The sequence below is a fragment of the Marinobacter sp. MIT930201 genome (assembly GCF_047122665.1).
Classification (GTDB): Bacteria; Pseudomonadota; Gammaproteobacteria; order Pseudomonadales; family Oleiphilaceae; genus Marinobacter; species Marinobacter salarius.
The window spans coordinates 3,859,072-3,876,498 of record NZ_CP138916.1 but is presented as its reverse complement, the minus strand read 5'-3'; the positions used below and the strand labels follow the sequence as shown (position 1 = coordinate 3,876,498).

The 17,427-nt window shown below is 56.9% G+C and carries 14 protein-coding genes; 7 read left to right on the top strand and 7 right to left on the bottom strand.

Annotated features, from left to right (window positions below):
• Window positions 1-35: 35 nt before the first annotated feature.
• Both SIC19_RS17655 and glpD read left to right on the top strand, forming a co-directional pair.
• Window positions 36-794, top strand: coding sequence for a DeoR/GlpR family transcriptional regulator (locus SIC19_RS17655; protein WP_007155657.1), 759 nt, complete (start codon window positions 36-38; stop codon window positions 792-794).
• A gap of 199 nt (window positions 795-993) precedes the next feature.
• A complete protein-coding gene (gene glpD / locus SIC19_RS17650; RefSeq protein WP_085680137.1) occupies window positions 994-2,523 on the top strand; it encodes a glycerol-3-phosphate dehydrogenase in 1,530 nt (509 codons plus the stop codon).
• Window positions 2,524-2,706: 183 nt separating this feature from the next.
• Here glpD and SIC19_RS17645 read toward each other — a convergent pair whose 3' ends face one another.
• A complete protein-coding gene (locus tag SIC19_RS17645) occupies window positions 2,707-3,825 on the bottom strand; it encodes a porin (protein ID WP_075196277.1) in 1,119 nt (372 codons plus the stop codon).
• 407 nt (window positions 3,826-4,232) lie between these two features.
• On the opposite strand from SIC19_RS17645, the gene SIC19_RS17640 reads away from it, so the two are divergent.
• Entirely contained in the window at window positions 4,233-5,987 is a 1,755-nt protein-coding gene (locus tag SIC19_RS17640; protein ID WP_083637252.1) for an ABC transporter substrate-binding protein, read from the top strand.
• 23 nt (window positions 5,988-6,010) lie between these two features.
• Here the strand turns inward: SIC19_RS17640 and SIC19_RS17635 are convergent, their stop codons facing one another.
• Complete coding sequence (locus SIC19_RS17635; RefSeq protein ID WP_256713627.1) at window positions 6,011-6,646, bottom strand: uracil-DNA glycosylase family protein; 636 nt, start codon at window positions 6,644-6,646, stop codon at window positions 6,011-6,013.
• 86 nt (window positions 6,647-6,732) lie between these two features.
• Here SIC19_RS17635 and SIC19_RS17630 point away from each other — a divergent pair, with 86 nt between their 5' ends.
• On the top strand, window positions 6,733-7,467 hold the full coding sequence (locus SIC19_RS17630) for a nitroreductase family protein (RefSeq protein WP_041335514.1): 735 nt from the start codon (window positions 6,733-6,735) through the stop codon (window positions 7,465-7,467).
• Between the two features lie 12 nt (window positions 7,468-7,479).
• Here the strand turns inward: SIC19_RS17630 and SIC19_RS17625 are convergent, their stop codons facing one another.
• Together SIC19_RS17625 and edd are read right to left on the bottom strand one after the other, a co-directional pair.
• Window positions 7,480-8,445 (bottom strand): glucokinase, encoded by a 966-nt coding sequence (locus tag SIC19_RS17625; RefSeq protein WP_041335516.1) that lies wholly within the window; start codon window positions 8,443-8,445, stop codon window positions 7,480-7,482.
• Complete coding sequence (edd, locus tag SIC19_RS17620) at window positions 8,442-10,262, bottom strand: phosphogluconate dehydratase (protein WP_127401568.1); 1,821 nt, start codon at window positions 10,260-10,262, stop codon at window positions 8,442-8,444. The genes SIC19_RS17625 and edd overlap by 4 nt, the downstream gene beginning before the upstream one ends.
• Before the next feature lie 168 nt (window positions 10,263-10,430).
• Between edd and gap the strand changes: the two genes are divergently transcribed.
• Entirely contained in the window at window positions 10,431-11,438 is a 1,008-nt protein-coding gene (gene gap / locus SIC19_RS17615; RefSeq protein ID WP_036205115.1) for a type I glyceraldehyde-3-phosphate dehydrogenase, read from the top strand.
• A gap of 70 nt (window positions 11,439-11,508) precedes the next feature.
• On the top strand, window positions 11,509-12,957 hold the full coding sequence (pyk, locus tag SIC19_RS17610; RefSeq protein WP_041335519.1) for a pyruvate kinase: 1,449 nt from the start codon (window positions 11,509-11,511) through the stop codon (window positions 12,955-12,957).
• A 453-nt stretch (window positions 12,958-13,410) separates the two neighbouring features.
• On the opposite strand, the gene SIC19_RS17605 is transcribed toward pyk, so the two are convergent.
• The 3 genes from SIC19_RS17605 to zwf are packed head-to-tail and all read right to left on the bottom strand — an operon-like array spanning window position 13,411 to window position 16,277.
• A complete protein-coding gene (locus SIC19_RS17605) occupies window positions 13,411-14,058 on the bottom strand; it encodes a bifunctional 4-hydroxy-2-oxoglutarate aldolase/2-dehydro-3-deoxy-phosphogluconate aldolase (protein WP_127401570.1) in 648 nt (215 codons plus the stop codon).
• A gap of 37 nt (window positions 14,059-14,095) precedes the next feature.
• A complete protein-coding gene (pgl, locus tag SIC19_RS17600) occupies window positions 14,096-14,809 on the bottom strand; it encodes a 6-phosphogluconolactonase (protein ID WP_082040657.1) in 714 nt (237 codons plus the stop codon).
• Window positions 14,802-16,277 carry a glucose-6-phosphate dehydrogenase gene (gene zwf / locus SIC19_RS17595; protein WP_041335525.1) on the bottom strand — a complete coding sequence of 492 codons (1,476 nt, stop codon included), beginning with the start codon at window positions 16,275-16,277 and terminating at the stop codon, window positions 14,802-14,804. The genes pgl and zwf overlap by 8 nt, the downstream gene beginning before the upstream one ends.
• A gap of 214 nt (window positions 16,278-16,491) precedes the next feature.
• Between zwf and SIC19_RS17590 the strand changes: the two genes are divergently transcribed.
• Window positions 16,492-17,364, top strand: coding sequence for a MurR/RpiR family transcriptional regulator (locus SIC19_RS17590; protein ID WP_036205103.1), 873 nt, complete (start codon window positions 16,492-16,494; stop codon window positions 17,362-17,364).
• Window positions 17,365-17,427: the final 63 nt, after the last annotated feature.

Here is a 17,427-nt window from a genome sequence, read left to right as displayed (position 1 = left end):
TCGTTACAGAAAAACCGTGGACCGGAGGAAGTTGAATGGCACAACGACGCCGACAGGACCTGATCATGGAGCTCATCCAGCAGAACGGCTTCGTGACCACCGAGCAACTGGTTGATCAGTTCAAGGTAACGCCGCAAACCATCCGCCGGGATTTGAACGACTTGGCCAGCCAGAAGAAACTGCGCCGGCATCACGGCGGCGCCGGCATCGACTCCAGCACGGTGAACACGGCCTACCAGGCTCGCAAAATCATGGACCTGGAAGCCAAGGAGCGCATCGCTGAAGCACTGGTGGACATGATCCCCGACAACTCCTCCATGTTCATCAACATCGGCACCACCACGGAAACCATTGCCAAGGCCCTGCTTGAGAAAAACAACCTCCAGGTAGTCACCAACAACCTTCACGTCGCATCCATTCTTTCCGCCAAGGAAGACTTCCACATCATTATTGCCGGCGGCGAAGTGCGTAACCGCGACGGCGGCATCGTGGGTGAAGCCACTCGGGACTTCATCAACCAGTTCAAGATGGATTTCGGCATTATCGGTATCAGCGGCATCCACAGTGACGGTTCTTTGCTGGACTTCGATTACCGGGAAGTGCGGGTTGCCCAGTCCATCATCGAGAATTCCGGCCAGGTACTGCTGGCCGCGGACCATTCCAAGTTCGGCCGCAACGCCATGGTGCGCCTCGGCAGCATTGCCCAGGCAGATCATGTGTTTACCGATGAACCGCCTCCCGTCGAAATCCGCCAGCTCCTGCGTGAAAACAACGTGGAACTGCACCTGGTCTGACCCCTCCATCGCCGCAACCATCACCCAGTCATAGCCTGGCAGCGTGACTCCCAAAGCCTTCGCCCACTTTTTTTCGTTTTTTTTCTGTATTTTCCTTTACGAATATATTTTGCTTTCGCATAATGTGGGTATACGTTTCTGTGAAAATCGGAAAGAGCGCCGGAAGCGTCCTTTCATTGGCGTCAGGAGATGACTCGAGATGACCGAGGAGAACAATACATTTGACGTTGTCGTTGTGGGCGGTGGCGTCAACGGCACAGGTATCGCCATGGACGCCGCAGGCCGCGGACTGAAGGTGTTGCTTTGCGAAATGAACGACCTCGCCTCAGCCACCTCGTCCAGCAGCAGCAAGCTGATTCATGGGGGTCTCCGATACCTTGAGCACTACGAGTTCCGCCTGGTACGTGAAGCCCTGGCAGAACGGGAGTCGCTGCTGCGAAATTCGCCACACATCATGTGGCCAATGCGCTTTCGGTTGCCACACCGCCCTCACCTTCGCCCCGCCTGGATGATCCGGACCGGGCTGTTCCTTTATGACCATCTGGCCAAGCGAGAGGTCCTTCCGGGGTCGCGCTCCATAAAGTTCGATGAGAAGGATCCGCTCAAGTCGGATATCACCAAGGGTTTTGAGTATTCAGACGGCTGGGTGGATGATGCTCGCCTGGTGGTACTGACCGCCAAGAAAGCCCAGGAGTGCGGCGCCACCATCCTGACCAGAACCAAGTGCATCAATGCCGAGCGCGGCGCGGATTCATGGAACGTATCGCTTCAGGATATGAATGACGACAGTATCCACCACGTCTCCGCTAAGGTGATTGTCAATGCGTCGGGCCCCTGGGTAAGCCGGCTGTTCAGCGAAAGCCTGTCCATGAAAGCGCCAAAAACCATTCGCATGGTCAAGGGCAGTCATATTGTGGTGCCTCGCCTCAATCGGGAAACCGAGGCCTACATTCTCCAGAATGAAGACGAACGCATTGTGTTCGTCATCCCCTACGAGGACGAGTTCTCCCTGGTAGGCACCACCGACGTGGATTACGAAGGCGACCCGAAAAAAGCGAAAATATCACCGGAAGAAACCGAATATCTGCTGGATATCGTCAACTCGCACTTTAAACGCCAGCTAACGGAAAGCGATGTGGTGTGGTCCTATTCCGGCGTTCGACCTTTAATGGACGACGAAGAGGGCGATGCCAAGAAGGCTTCCCGCGATTACTCGTTTGAGGTCAGCCGGGAAAAGGGCAAGGCGCCGGTCATCTCCGTCTTTGGTGGCAAGATCACTACCTACCGCAAACTTGCAGAAGCTGCGACGGACAAACTCTGCCAGTTTTTCCCACACGCCCGCGGTCCGTGGACGAAAACAGGCATCCTGCCCGGCGGTGATTTCGAGAATCACGACACTCTCGAGGCAAGCCTGTCAGCCGAATACCCGTGGCTTCCCGAAGCGGTATACAGCCGTTACGTGCGTACTTACGGCACCAAGGCATACGACTTTCTGGGCGACGCAAAATCCATCCAGGATCTGGGATTTCGGTTTGCCGGCACACTCTACGAGCGCGAAGTCGAGTATCTTATCAAGCATGAATGGGCGATGACGTCGGAGGACATTCTCTGGCGCCGCACCAAACAGGGGCTCTATGCCACTGAAGACGATGTTCGGGAGCTGGACAGATATCTATCCGCCCAGGCAACCCCGCAACCGCAAACCGTTGCTCTCCACCACAGCGCCTGAATCACTCTCTCAGGCATTTCGCTCCGGCCGGCCTCCCCCGCCCGGAGCTTTTTTGTGCCCCTCTACTGGCAAGCACTCCCCGGTATCCCTGGATACGAAAAAGCCGGATGCCATACGGCACCCGGCTTTTCCTGCCCCACCCTTCGTCCAGTCAGTAGGGTGTATAAGGCTCTTCCGCTTCTATCAGAACGTCAGCTGTGAGCCAACGATGAACGCATCGTATTCACCCTGACCACCCTCTGTGCCCAGCGTCGTGTACTCGGCCATCAGGGTCAGGGCGTCCGTAGCGGCGTAACGCGCAAACACCATGGTCAGATCCGTATCGTTCGCGCTCGAGTTGATGTCGTCTTCACCCTCGCCGTAGCTGACACCCAATGTGGTGCGGTTGAAGCCGTATGTCGTCTCAACGTACCACTGACTGGCGTCTTCCTCGTTCGGATCCAGGCGAGCGGCAAATACGCCGTTCCCGGTACCGGACGTCATGGAATAGTTACCACGAACATTCAGGTTGCCGAGCGACACCGAACCACCAAAATCGACACCAGACATGGTGTAGTCGTCAAAGGTGCCGGTCTTCGAGTCTACATCCTGAGTAAAGGCACTTGACCACAACGAGAACATATCCGCGGTGTAGACCACGTTGCCCTCAATTCGGGGCGCGCTGTATTCCGCATCAGCTACGCCATCCACCTTGGAGGGGCTGAATACACCCACCTTGAATTGCAGACCACCCAGGCTATTCGAGGTATACATCACACGCGGCGTGAAGTTGGCGTAGAAGTAACCGTTACCGATACGTCCCGCCGTTGCAGCCACCTGGTCCGGGCCGCCGATCAGGCCGACACCCAGGGCACTGCCGTTGTCCCCGATAGCGGGAACACCGAAGATCCCGAAGCCCTTACCAATGTTGACCTGACCGAAATCACCGGCAACCGCGATCTCGGACACGCGGCTGCGGAAATTCGCATTGGCATCACCAGGCGCTATGTCTGCGTTCATCTGGAAGTGACCCGATACTTCCAGGCCATTCTGTGTGGGAGCGTAGATGTTGGTTTGCAGCGTAGCCGGGTTAAAGCCTGTGGTGATGGTAAACGAGTCTTCGTCCGTTGGATCGTCGTAGTTGCCAAGTACCGCGAAGATCGGAATGTGACCATTGAATCCCGCTCTCCAACCGCTGTCGGATTCGAACGTGGTATCAGCATATGCCGGCGCAGCAAACGCTCCGGCAACCATCGCAACCCCGGCCGCCAGCGCAGACAATTTGAAAGACTTAACATTCGCGCAGTTTTTGTTTTCGATCATGATAGCTTCCTATTATTGTTTGAGATTTTCTGGCCTATCAGCACTTCCTCTCGTTGGAACCTGAAATAACCTTTATATCAGTAACTTGATGGGCTACCTCTTGCTAACAGACACTGTCATCTCGAACATTCATTGCGGTTTTCGGCCGCTTTCTGTTTTCGAGACAGAACAAATCTAGCGCGCTAAAGAAAAAATGGAAAGTTTTAGAACATATTTTATCTGAAATTTACGCCCTTGCATGGCGAAAAAAACAACGAAACAATCCATATATTGCTGTTTTTATTGACTTAATTACAGATACAGAAATGTTTATAAATTTTCGTTGACGAACCATGAAACGAACATTACTCTCAATAATGTAGTAAAACCAACAAAACACGTGTAACTAACAACAAGAAAGGTGTTCCATGAGGAAATGGCCAATTGTCGCTGCGACCACCTGTCTGCTGTGCTTCAGCGCAGCCGGTCACGGTTCAGATACGTTTAGTGCGTTGCCGGAAGCACGCAAGCAGGTCATCAATCAGTGGATTTCAGAAAATTTTCAGGCGTCCACGCTATCTACGGAGCAACAGGCAGAAGAGCTTGCCTGGTTTGCACACACCGCCAAGCCGCTGGAAGGCCTTGAGATTTCGGTTCTGTCAGAGAACCTGGCAACGCACCGTTACGAATCCGAAGTACTCGCGAAAGCGTTTTCCGACATTACCGGCATAAAGGTGACTCACGACCTGAAACCGGAAGGCGAGGTCATCCGGCAGGTCAACCTGCAAAGGATCATGGCTGCCAAGGGTCGGTATGACGCCTTCGTCAACGACTCAGACCTGATTGGCACCCACGCGCGCACCGGCTGGGCACTGGCACTGAGTGACTACATGGAAGGCAAGGGGCGCGAGTACACGCTGCCCACGCTGGACCTGAAGGATTTTATTGGCCTGAGCTTCGTGACGGGCCCGGATGGAAAAATCTACCAGTTGCCGGACCAGCAATTCGCCAACCTCTACTGGTTCCGTTACGACTGGTTCCAGCGCCCCGAATTACGCGCAAAGTTCCTGGAGCGCTATGGCTATGAGCTTGGCGTGCCATTGAACTGGTCCGCCTATGAGGATATTGCCGAGTTCTTCACCGTCCATGTGAAGGAGATCGACGGCGAGCCCGTGTACGGCCATATGGACTATGGCAAACGAGATCCGTCACTTGGATGGCGCTTCACCGATGCCTGGCTATCCATGGCGGGCGCTGGCGACCCCGGGCTGCCCAATGGCCTGCCAGTGGATGAATGGGGAATCCGGATGGAGGAATGTCATCCTGTTGGCTCCTCCGTCGAGAGAGGCGGCGCCACCAACGGGCCGGCCGCTGTTTATGCCTTGCAGAAGTACATAGATTGGCTCAGAAGCTACGCGCCACCGGAAGCGCCAGAGATGAACTTTTCCGAGGCTGGTCCCGTTCCCGCTCAGGGCCAGATTGCCCAGCAGATTTTCTGGTATACCGCCTTCACGTCCGACATGACCAAACCCGGGCTCCCCGTGGTCAATGACGACGGTACGCCGAAATGGCGAATGGCACCCTCCCCTTACGGCGCCTATTGGTCGGAAGGCATGAAACTCGGCTATCAGGACGTAGGCGCCTGGACCATTCCCAGAGTGATGAGTGATCGCAGCCAGAAAGCGGCCTGGCTCTACGCCCAGTTCACCGTCTCAAAATCGGTATCACTTCAAAAAACGCTCGTGGGCCTGACGCCAATTCGCGAATCGGACCTGGACTCCCCGGAAATGCAGGCCAGAAGCGCGGAACTGGGCGGGCTGGTGGAGTTCTACCGCAGCCCCGCCCGTGAAGCCTGGACACCGACCGGTGTTAATATCGCCGACTATCCCAAACTGGCCAAACTCTGGTGGCCGAACATCGCCGATGCAATGTCGGGAGAACGCACAGCACAGCAGGCCATGGATAAACTGGCCGAAAGTCAGGACAGGGCGATGGCAGTGATGGAACGCAACTACACAGTCAAGAATTGCCCACCCCGTATCGCATCAGACGACGATGCAAAAGGTCGCGACTGGTGGCTCGCACAACCAGGAGCTCCGAAGCCGAAGCTGAAGAACGAAAAGCCACCGGGGAAAACCATTCGCTACGAGGATCTTCTTGCGCGCTGGGAAGAAGCCCGATAGGTGTACAACAGACACCTGGGAGCTCAGTCGTCCAGAATATCCTTTACCCGGCGGCGCAGCTCGGGAATAACCTCCTGCTCGAACCAGGGATTGCGCCGTAGCCAAAGGTTGTTTCTCGGGCTGGGGTGTGGCAACGGCAACATGGTCGGCCACACCTCCCGCCATTGCCTCACCCGCTCAGTCACCGACGTTTTCGCCCCTGGCAAGTGCCAGGCATGAGCGTACTGTCCAATCACCAACGTCAGCTCCACATGCTCCAGGCGTTCCAGTAGCAGGTCCCGCCAGGCAGGCGCACACTCCGGCCGTGGTGGCAGGTCACCGTTCTTTCCTGTGCCGGGATAACAGAACCCCATGGGCAAGATCGCCAGTTGCTGTTCGTCGTAGAAAGTGTCCCGGTCAATGCCCATCCAGTTACGCAGCCGGTCGCCGCTGGGGTCGTTGAACGGCAATCCGGTATCGTGAACACGGCGCCCGGGCGCCTGCCCCACCACCAGCAAACGCGCTGACTGCGAGATCTGGACCACCGGCCGGGGCCCGAGGGGCAACTGAGCTTCACAGATCCGGCACTGGCGAACGTTCGCCACCAATTCACCAAACGGCATCCGGGAATAAAGACTGGTCATTTGTGCCAACCACTCCAGAAGAATAGGCCATTGCATACACAGCCACTTAACGTAACCATAAAGCCTCAACCCGTTAGCCACAAATCGACGATTCCGAGAACGGCACAAGGACTGCTCCGCCCATGAATGCCAAGTCAGATGTTGACTCCAACGCCACCCTGAATGCGTTTCGCGAGGTTGTTCGCAGCCGGCGTTCAGTACGCCGATTTACCGACGAGCCAGTGCCGGAACACGTGCTGGATGATTGCCTTGAGCTGGCCATGCTGGCGCCAAATTCCAGCAATCTTCAGCCCTGGGAATTTTTCGTGGTCAGGACCCCAGACCTCAAAACGCGTCTGGCCGACGCCTGCCTTGGGCAGAACGCGGCCAAAACCGCTCCCCTACTGATTGTCGTAGTCGCCCGTACTGACACCTGGCGAGAGCACTCCCGTATGGCGCTGGAACAATGGCCGGAGGAAAAGCTGCCGGGCATCGTCGAGAAGTACTATTCCAGAATCGCACCCATCCACTACAACCAGGGGCCTTTCGGCCTGCTCGGTGCCGCCAAGAAAGCCGCCGGATTGTTTGTAGGCCTTTCCCGCCCTGTTCCCAGGGGCCCCTATTCAAAGAGTGAGATGAAAGTCTGGGCCACAAAATCCACCGCACTTGCGGCTGAAAACCTGATGCTGGCGCTGAGGGCCCACGGTTACGATTCATGCCCCATGGAAGGCTTTGACGAATGCCGGGTAAGACGGCTGTTGAAGCTACCGCGAAAGGGCCTGGTGACCATGGTACTGGCGGCGGGGAAACGCTCAGACAAGGGCGTGTATAACCGCCAATACCGCTTTGAGAGGGATACGCTCATTCACTACCTGTGAATGAGCGCCGGACTACACTTCCGGGTTGGCCAGCGCTTCGGCAGCCCCCAACAAACCGGTGTACCCATCCATCACCACGTAAACCGGCGTTGATTCCAGCAGGGGACGCATCCGCCCCTTGTCTTCGAAACCTTTCTGGAACGGGCTTTCCAGGAAGAAATCGATGAACCTGGGGAGAATGCCTCCGCACAGGTAAACACCCCCAGTGCCGCCGAGAGTCAGAACCCCATTGCCGGCAACGCGCCCAAGAATCTCGCAGAAGTGCCGCAAAGTCTGGCGGGCAAGCAGATCAGACTGATCCAACGCGGCGGCGGTTATTTTCTCCGGCGCATCCAGGGGGGCGGCCACGCCCTGTATCTCCGCGTGGGCCTGGTAAAGGTTCAGCAAACCCTGACCACACAGGATACGTTCGACGGAAACGCGACCGAACCGGGCCTTCAGAATCCGCAGGATAGCCATCTCGGTGTCGTCTGTCGGGGCAAAGTCCACGTGACCACCCTCAGTCATCAGCGGCACCCAGCCATGCTGCAACGGAACCAACCCTGACACTCCCAGGCCGGTGCCCGGGCCGATAACCAGCCGGGGGCGCGCCGCGTTGCCCGGGCCGCCGCAAACGTGGACCAGCTTATCGGCACTGACATGGGGTACCCCGAGGGCCATGGCAGTAAAGTCATTGATCACCTTGAACGCGCCCCAACCAAACCGCCTGCGAACCTCCTCGCTGTCGAAACGCCAGTGGTTGTTGGTCATCCGCACCTGGGTGCCCTGGACTGGCGATGCTACCGCAAGACAGACATCCTGCACCTCCCCTACGCCGCAGCGGGCAAGGTAATCAACGATGGCAGCATCAAGATTGTCGTAGTCCCCGCAGGCAAGGACTTCAACAGCCTCAGGGGTAACGTCACCGGAGCGAACGAGAGCAAACCTGGCGTTGGTACCCCCGATGTCTCCTACCAGCGAGTAGTTGTCTTTCGTCATGCGTCGTGATTCCAGAAAAAGCTGGCGCCCTCTTCCGGGTTGCTGGCGGCTTTACGCATCCAGCCAAACAGCTCCCGGCCCAGGCCGTGATGATAACTGCTCAGGTCCGCTTTTTCCGCCTCGCGGCTGGCAAATTCCTCAGCCGACACCTCAATCTCCAGTGTTCCGGCAACCGCGTCCAGATTGATCACGTCGCCATTGCGCACGCGGCAAAGCTCCCCACCATTCGCTGCTTCAGGATAGACGTGTATGGCTGCCGGCACCTTACCGGACGCCCCGGACATGCGACCATCGGTAACCAGCGCAACCTTATAGCCACGGTCCTGAAGCACACCAAGGTACGGCGTCAGCTTGTGCAATTCAGGCATGCCGTTGGCTTTCGGGCCCTGGAACCGGACCACCACAACGCAATCGCGGTTGAGGTCACCCGCATCGAAGGCCGCCTTGAGTTCGTTCTGGTCATTGAACACAACAGCCGGTGCCCTCACTACGCGGTGCTCCTCCGCCACGGCCGACACCTTGATCACTCCACGGCCAAGATTGCCATCCAGAACCCGCAACCCGCCGTCCGGCGCAAAGGGCTCCGCCGCCGTACTCAGCACATCCGGCTTGGCACTTTTCTCAGGCGCCGGCTTCCACACCAGCTTGTCATTCTCCAGTTCCGGCATTCGTGCGTACTGTTCCAGCCCATGCCCCACAACCGTCTCAACGTCATTATGAAGCAGACCGGCACTCAGCAACTCACGGATCAGGAACGGCGTTCCCCCCGCTTCGTGGAAGGCGTTCACGTCTTCCTGGCCGTTGGGATAAATACGCGTCATCGAAGGTACCGCCGATGACAACTCGGAGTAGTCGTTCCAGTCGACAATGATGCCGGCGGCTCGGGCGATGGCGATCCAGTGAATGGTGTGATTGGTGGAGCCACCGGTCACCAGCAGCGCCACCAGCGCATTCACGATACTCTTTTCGTCCACCATATCGCCCAGACCCAACGTGCCTCCGTGGGGCTTGGACAGCCGGATAACCTGTTCGGTTGCCTCACGGGTCAAGGCTTCACGTAGTGGCGTACCCGGGTTCACGAAGGCCGACCCTGGCAGATGCAGCCCCATCACCTCCACCAGAAGCTGATTACTGTTGGCGGTACCATAGAACGTGCAGGTACCGGGGCTGTGGTAGGACTGGGATTCCGCCTCCAGCAGCTCGTCTTTACCGATCTTGCCCTCGGCGTAGAGCTGGCGAATGCGCTGCTTCTCTTTATTGGGCAGCCCAGACGGCATGGGACCAGCCGGTACCAGAATAGTCGGCAGGTAGCCGAAGCTCAGCGACCCGATCAGCAAACCAGGAACGATTTTGTCGCAGATGCCGAGCAACATGGTGGCATCGAACATATTATGACTCAGGGCGACCGACGTACTCATGGCGATGGTGTCGCGTGAAAAAAGGCTCAGCTCCATGCCCGGCTGGCCCTGGGTCACACCGTCACACATGGCCGGAGTGCCACCGGCAAACTGCGCCACCGAGCCCATTCCGTTGGCCGCCTTGCGAATCACGTCCGGAAAGTCCTGATAAGGCTGGTGGGCCGACAACATGTCGTTGTAGGCGGAGACAATGGCCACATTGGCCTTGTTCATGAATTTGAGGGTATCTTTATCGGACTGGTTACAGGCGGCAAAGCCATGAGCCAGGTTGCCGCAGGACAGCGTGCTGCGCTGGGGTGACTGGGCTTTGAGCTCGCCCATCCTGTCCAGATAATCCTGCCGGGTAGCGCGACTGCGCTCGATGATCCGCTTGGTAACCGCGTCTACGGTCGGGTGCATAGTGGGTCTCCTGAAACTTGTTATCTAATTACTTTTTTATTCCCGTAAGTTTACTTTCTTTTTTTGCTACTTTCACCCGCCAGTCATTCATTTTTCCATTATTTGTTGTTATATTTACTACATCAGAAACTGAAACGAACAATAAACAAACAAATCTGGAGCCAGAACATGACTATTCGTATCGCAATTAACGGCTTTGGTCGCATTGGCCGCAATGTTCTCCGCGCACTTTATGAAAACGACTACCGAAATGAGCTTCAGGTGGTTGCCATCAACGACCTGGGAGACGCGGAAACCAACGCTCACCTACTCAAATACGACAGCGTTCACGGTCGCTTCAACGGCATTGTGAACCACGATGCCGAATCACTCTCCGTCAACGGTGACCGCATCGCCATCACCGCCATCCGTAACCCCGAAGAACTGCCGTGGAAAGACTACCATGTGGATGTGGTCTTCGAGTGCACTGGCCTGTTTACCGCCCGTGACAAGGCAGAGGGTCACCTCAAAGCCGGCGCACGCAAAGTCATTATCTCAGCCCCCTCTTCTGACGCCGACGCGATGGTTGTCTACGGGGTCAACGACGACGTTCTGACCGCCGAACACAACATCATCTCCAACGCCTCCTGCACCACCAACTGCCTGGCACCGGTTGTTGAAGCATTGCACAGGAAAATTGGCATTGAGAGTGGCCTGATGACCACGATCCACTCGTACACCAATGACCAGAAACTGAGCGACGTCTACCACTCTGACCTGTATCGCGCGCGCTCGGCCACCCAGTCCATGATCCCGACAAAAACCGGTGCAGCCGCAGCCATTGGCAAGGTGATCCCGGAACTGTCCGGAAAACTTGACGGACTGGCCGTGCGGGTTCCTACTATCAACGTTTCCCTGGTGGATTTCGGCTTCATCGCCAGCCGCGACACCACCGTGGAAGAAATCAACGAGGTCGTGAAAGCTGCAGCGGAAAACAACCCGGTCCTTGGCTACAACGCAGAGAAACTGGTTAGTGTGGACTTCAACCACAACGCCCTGTCCAGCATTTTCGACGCCAATCACACACGGGCCATGGGCCGTCACGCGAAAGTCATGGCCTGGTACGACAATGAATGGGGCTTCTCCAACCGGATGCTCGACAACGCTGTTGCACTGATGAAAAAGGCGAGCCAGTAACTCTGCTCACCTGCCATTTCGTCCAGCACAACCGGAAAGCTTCACTGAAAAACAAAAGGAAACTGGAACCATGTTAAGGCGCACCAAGATCGTCGCCACTCTCGGCCCCGCCACCGATTCACCGGAATCACTGTCAGCTATTATTGCTGCAGGTGTTGATGTTACGAGATTGAATTTTTCCCACGGCAGTGCGGAAGACCACATCCAACGCGCCCTGCGGGTGCGGGAATCTGCCGCCGCCAACGGCCGGTTTGTCGCCCTGCTCGCCGACCTCCAGGGGCCAAAACTTCGTATCGCGCGCTTCGCGGAAAACAAGGTGACCCTCAAGGCCGGCCAGCAGTTTATCCTGGACGCCAGCATGGACAAGGAAGCCGGCAATGAAGAGCGCGTCGGCATTGACTACGAGCAACTGATTGAAGACGTCAAGCCAGGCGACATCCTGGTACTGGACGACGGCCGCATCGAGATGGAAGTCGAGTCCGTTGACGGCACCAGCATCTCCTCCCGCGTTCTTATCGGCGGCCCCCTGTCCAACAACAAGGGCCTCAACAAGCGCGGCGGCGGCCTCTCCGCCGAAGCCCTGACCGAGAAAGACAAGCAGGACATCAAAACCGCCGCCCGCCTGGGCGCCGATTATGTCGCGGTGTCGTTTGTACGCACCGCCGAAGACATGCACGTTGCCCGCCGCCTGCTGAAGGAAGCTGGCTCGGAAGCACGCCTGGTTGCCAAGATTGAACGCGCGGAACTGGCCCACGATAACGCCGCCCTGGATGCGGTCATCGATGCGTCGGACGCGGTTATGGTGGCCAGGGGCGACCTAGCTGTTGAGATTGGCGACGCCGAGCTGGTGGGCGTTCAGAAGCACATCATCAACCGCGCCCGCGCCCTGAACACGGTGGTGATTACCGCCACCCAGATGATGGAGTCGATGATCGAAAACCCGATGCCGACCCGGGCGGAGGTTTCCGACGTGGCGAACGCGGTGATGGACTACACCGACGCGGTCATGCTGTCAGCAGAAACGGCGGTCGGCGACTACCCCACGGAAGCGGTGGAAGCCATGGTGCGAATTTGCATGGGCGCAGAAAAGCATCCGTCGATGCATCAGTCCAAGCACCGCATTCATGAAAGCATGGAGCATGTGGATGAGGCGATCGCCCTGTCTGCCATGTACGCGGCCAATCACCTGGATGGTGTGACGTCGATTATCTGCATGTCGGAAACCGGTGCCACTCCCCTGCTGATGTCGCGCATCAAATCCAGCCTTCCGATTTTTGCCTTCTCGCGCAATCACTCTACCCAGCATCGGGTAACGATGTTCCGTGGTGTACAGACGGTACCCTTTGATTCGGCGACGATTCCGCCCGAGCAAACAAACTCGCGCGCGGTGGCTGAGCTGGTTCGGATGGGGGCCGTCAAAGAGGGTGACCTGGTGGTGATTACCAAGGGCGATTATGTGAATGCCCAGGGCGGCACGAACACTATGAAGATTGTTCGTGTTGGGGCTGATATTCGCTAGACGGGAATTGGGAGGTGTCGTCTTTTGTAGCCTGATGGTTTTGGTGCCTTGAGGCTGCGGGGCGGGGCTTCCCAAAACCGCTACGAGCACATCCATGTGCGCTTGGAATTGGCCATCCTTGGCCAATTACATTTTGGGAAGCCCCGCCCCGCAGCCTCTTGTTTGAACTGACCAGTTGTCGCCAGACAGCACTTTTAGCGTTCGTGTTATTCGTGCCGAATCTTATATCTGCTTAAAACACTTGCCGTATCCACACCTTATACATGACCAAAGCACCGAAAGCGCTATCTTAAGAGTCAGAACAAGCGGTTGGTGGCAGGGCCGTTCGGGAATGTAATTGGCCACGGATGGCCAATTCCAAGCGCACATGGATGTGCTCGTAGCGTTTCCCGAACGGCCCTGCCACCAACCGCGAAAACTCCAATCAATCAGGCTACAGACCAATAGGAAAACTTAAAGGTCAGCAAGGCTCCCACGAACAATCTCAGAAATCTGCCCCCAATCGCCAGAAGCAACGGCATCACCAGGGGTCAACCAGGTACCACCAACGGCCGAGACGTTCTTAAGGGCCAGATAGTCCTTGGCAGTGTTGCGGCGAATACCGCCGGTCGGGCAGAAAGCGACGTCCGGGAAGGGACCAGAGAACGCCTTCAGGGCGGGGATGCCGCCGGCGACTTCGGCTGGGAAGAACTTGAATTCACGGTAGCCAAGGTTGTAGCCAACCATCAGCTCCGAAATCGTTGAAATGCCCGGCAGCAACGGCGCTTCCGAAGTCACACCGAATTCCAGAATGGCCTCGGTGACACCCGGCGTGATCACGAACTGGGCGCCGGCGGCTTCAACCTGCCGGTACTGGGCAATACTGGTGACCGTGCCCGCCCCAACCCAGGCATCCGGGATCGCTTTTCGTACCTGCTCAATGGCCTTCACGCCATGAGGGGTACGCAAGGTGATTTCCAGTACTCGAATGCCACCATCAACCAAAGCCTGACACAGTGGCAGCGCTTCGTCCGGGTGGTTAATGGTAATCACCGGAACAAGCGGGGAAGCGTTCAAGACCGCCTGGACGCGCTCGCGGTGGAAGTCAGACAATTGGTTCATACATATCTCCGGTATAACAAATCTCGGGCGAACAGCCTTAAGCGCTCCAATAAACCTGCAGCCCCGGTTTCAGGAAAGCGCGGATGGGCATTTCGCGGATGTTTTCGATATCGCTGCAGGCACCCTGCAGGGTTTCCAGCTTGTCGTCCCCCTTCAGGTGCAATGCCGTAAAACCCGCACGGCTCAGGGCACGCAGCGTCAGCGTAATGCGCTTCTGGGGCTGGGAAGGTGGCGTCATGGGGGCCACGATGGCGGTCGAATCCGTATCAAGGGCTTGATCCAACTCCGGCGCATCTGGAAACAATGACGCCGTATGGCCGTCGTTGCCCATACCCAGGATCAGCACATCCAGCGGAAGATGGAGCTCCTCAAGGGCTGTTTCCGCGGCCGCCAAGCCGTCAGCCGGCGTGTCGCCTGGCTGCTTGAGGGACAGGTACCGGGCTTCCGAGGCAGGGCCTTGTAACAGACTTTCCCGCACCAGGCGGGTATTGCTGTCGTTATCGTCTTCGGAGACCCAGCGCTCGTCCGCCAGCAGCACGTCAATGCGCGCCCAATCCAACGGCTTCTCCCGCAAGGCCTCGAAAAATGGCAGCGGGGTTGAGCCGCCAGACACCGCCAGACTGGCGCGGGGTGCAATCAGCAGCCGTTCCGAGAGGTGTTTTGCGACTGCATCCGCCAGCGCAACCGCCGTATCACCAGGGGTGTCGAAAAAATACGCATCCACTGACTCCGGCAGATTCAGGTCATGCATCTTCATACCAGCTCCTTCCGTCACGGGTAATCATGGCGATGGAGGCAACCGGGCCCCAGGTACCTGCGGCGTAACGTTTTGGCGGCACGCCACTGTCGTCCCAATTGCGCATGATCTGGTCAACCCATTGCCAGGCGTGTTCCACTTCGTCGCGACGGACGAACAGATACTGATTGCCTTTCATGACCTCCCAGAGCAGGCGCTCGTAGGCGTCCGGGATACGATCGGTTTCGAAGGTTTCCGAGAACGTCAGTTCCAGAGGCCCCTGGCGCAGGCGCATACCTTTATCCAGACCCTGGTCCTTGGTCAGAATTTGCAGGGACATGCCCTCGTCCGGCTGCAAGCGGATGATGAGTTTATTGTTCGCCAGGTGCTTCTGATCCGGATCAAAGATGTAGTGTGGCGCCGGCTTGAAGTGAATGATGATCTGCGACAGCTTCTCCGGCAGGCGCTTACCCGTACGGATGTAGAACGGTACGCCAGACCAGCGCCAGTTATCGATCTCGGCTTTCAGGGCCACAAAGGTTTCGGTCTTGCTGCCGCGCGCCGCGCCCTCTTCCTCCAGATAGCCCGGCACGGGCTTTCCGCCACTGGTGCCAGCGGTGTACTGCCCGCGCACCACATGGGTATCCATCATGTCCGGAGTGATGCGGCGCATCGCCTTCAGCACTTTCACCTTCTCATTGCGGATACTGTCTGCAGACAGGTCCGACGGTGGATCCATGGCGATCAGGCACAGGAGTTGAAGAAGGTGGTTCTGCACCATATCGCGAACCTGACCGGCTTTGTCGAAATAGCCCCATCGGCCTTCGATACCTACACTCTCAGCCACGGATATCTCGACGTGGGAAATATGATTCTGGTCCCACTGCGAGGCAAAGAGGTTGTTGGCAAATCGCAGCGCGATCAGGTTCTGGACCGTTTCCTTACCCAGATAATGGTCGATACGGAACAATTGGTTTTCGTTGTAGACTTCGCCCAACTCATCGTTGATGACCTTGGACGACTCCAGGTCGTGACCGATTGGCTTTTCGACAACCACCCGGGTGTTGTGATCACAGCAGTTGTTTGCCCTGAGGTTACGCGAAATCTCGCCGTACATGGCTGGTGGTGTCGCCATGTAGACAATCAGGTTGCTGGGTTCAGTGCTGCGCCAGTCGTTGAGGGCACCGTAGCCATCAGGGTTGGCAAAATCGAGGAACTGGTAATCCACGCGCCGCAGGAACTGCTCAGCCACCTCGGCGTCAAATTCGACTTTCTTGACGTGCTCTTTCAACTTGCCAAGAAGGATCTTGCGAACCTCGCTGCTGTCTGCCTTGTTTCTCGCGATTGCTAAAATACGAGTGCCCTTATGGAGCAGCCCCGCACGCTCAAGCTGATACAGCGCGGGAAACAGTTTGCGTTGCGCCAGGTCACCAAGCGCACCAAACATCATCAGGTCACAGCGGGTATTTATCGGATCAGCCATCGGTTCCTTCTCTCTTTGTTTTCATGCAGCAGCGCACTACTGCACGACTCGAGGCATCAATGTAGTAATTTTATGCAAATAATGACACCAAATATGACGTTTTCCAAGGATATTTTCGAATTAATGACACTTTTACTACCACAAACCTCCCAAAAACACGCTATAATCAGCGCGGATTTTCACAAGAACGCCGATGATTCAGGGAGTATCCCAAATGGCTGCGAACCAGGCGCAACGCGATGACAACCTGCTCGAAGATATCCAGCTAAGACTGGACACGCTCAATAAATCGGAGCGCAAGGTTGCCGAAGCGATTCTTCGCGACCCAAGTGCCGCCACCCGATACAGCATTGCCGCTCTGGCAAGGGCAGCAGACGTCAGTGAGCCAACCGTTAATCGTTTCTGTCGCGGCTTTTCAGCCACCGGCTTTCCTGATTTTAAAATACGCCTGGCCCAGAGCATTGCCACTGGCACACCGTATATTGGCCAGAATGTGGAACCCGACGACACTGTCGCAGAGTTCTCCGACAAGATCATGCTCAGCACCATCGCCAGCCTGGACAAGGCACGTCAGGCCCTTGACCCAAAAGCACTGGCGTCGGCTATCGACTATCTGATCCAGGCCAAGCAGATCAACTTCTTCGGCATGGGCGGCTCCGCACCCGTTGCCATGGATGCCCAGCATAAGTTCTTTCGTTTCAATATCCCGGTCATGTCGTACGATGACGCCCTGATGCAGCGCATGGTTGCCGCGGGGGCCACCAAGGGCGATGTCATCGTGCTGATTTCCTACACCGGGCGCACCCGCGAAACCGTCGAGATTGCGCAGCATGCGCGCACCAACGGCGCTACCGTTATTGGCATCACCATGCCCGGTTCTCCGCTGGCGGAGGTCTGCACCGTGGTCATCGAGGTAACCGCGCCGGAAGACACTGAGGTTTATATGCCGATGTCCTCCCGCATTATTCACCTGACGGTGATCGATATCCTCGCGACCGGCGTGACTCTCAAGCGCGGTGCAGACTTCCTGGGCCACCTTAAAAAAATCAAGGAAAGCCTGAAACCAACTCGCTTCCCGACGACCTGAGCACCACACAGTCTAAAGGTAGCAAAACCACTGATTTAGCATCTCATCCCTCTACGCCCCTCC

Coding starts and splice junctions, on each gene's coding strand:
- glpD (WP_085680137.1), top strand. CDS start 994: ATGACCGAGGAGAACAATACATTTGACGTTGTCGTTGTGGGCGGTGGC.
- pyk (WP_041335519.1), top strand. CDS start 11,509: ATGTTAAGGCGCACCAAGATCGTCGCCACTCTCGGCCCCGCCACCGAT.
- SIC19_RS17625 (WP_041335516.1), bottom strand. CDS start 8,445: ATGACGAAAGACAACTACTCGCTGGTAGGAGACATCGGGGGTACCAAC.
- edd (WP_127401568.1), bottom strand. CDS start 10,262: ATGCACCCGACCGTAGACGCGGTTACCAAGCGGATCATCGAGCGCAGT.
- SIC19_RS17635 (WP_256713627.1), bottom strand. CDS start 6,646: ATGCAATGGCCTATTCTTCTGGAGTGGTTGGCACAAATGACCAGTCTT.
- gap (WP_036205115.1), top strand. CDS start 10,431: ATGACTATTCGTATCGCAATTAACGGCTTTGGTCGCATTGGCCGCAAT.
- SIC19_RS17590 (WP_036205103.1), top strand. CDS start 16,492: ATGGCTGCGAACCAGGCGCAACGCGATGACAACCTGCTCGAAGATATC.
- zwf (WP_041335525.1), bottom strand. CDS start 16,277: ATGGCTGATCCGATAAATACCCGCTGTGACCTGATGATGTTTGGTGCG.
- pgl (WP_082040657.1), bottom strand. CDS start 14,809: ATGCATGACCTGAATCTGCCGGAGTCAGTGGATGCGTATTTTTTCGAC.
- SIC19_RS17640 (WP_083637252.1), top strand. CDS start 4,233: ATGAGGAAATGGCCAATTGTCGCTGCGACCACCTGTCTGCTGTGCTTC.
- SIC19_RS17605 (WP_127401570.1), bottom strand. CDS start 14,058: ATGAACCAATTGTCTGACTTCCACCGCGAGCGCGTCCAGGCGGTCTTG.
- SIC19_RS17655 (WP_007155657.1), top strand. CDS start 36: ATGGCACAACGACGCCGACAGGACCTGATCATGGAGCTCATCCAGCAG.
- SIC19_RS17645 (WP_075196277.1), bottom strand. CDS start 3,825: ATGATCGAAAACAAAAACTGCGCGAATGTTAAGTCTTTCAAATTGTCT.
- SIC19_RS17630 (WP_041335514.1), top strand. CDS start 6,733: ATGAATGCCAAGTCAGATGTTGACTCCAACGCCACCCTGAATGCGTTT.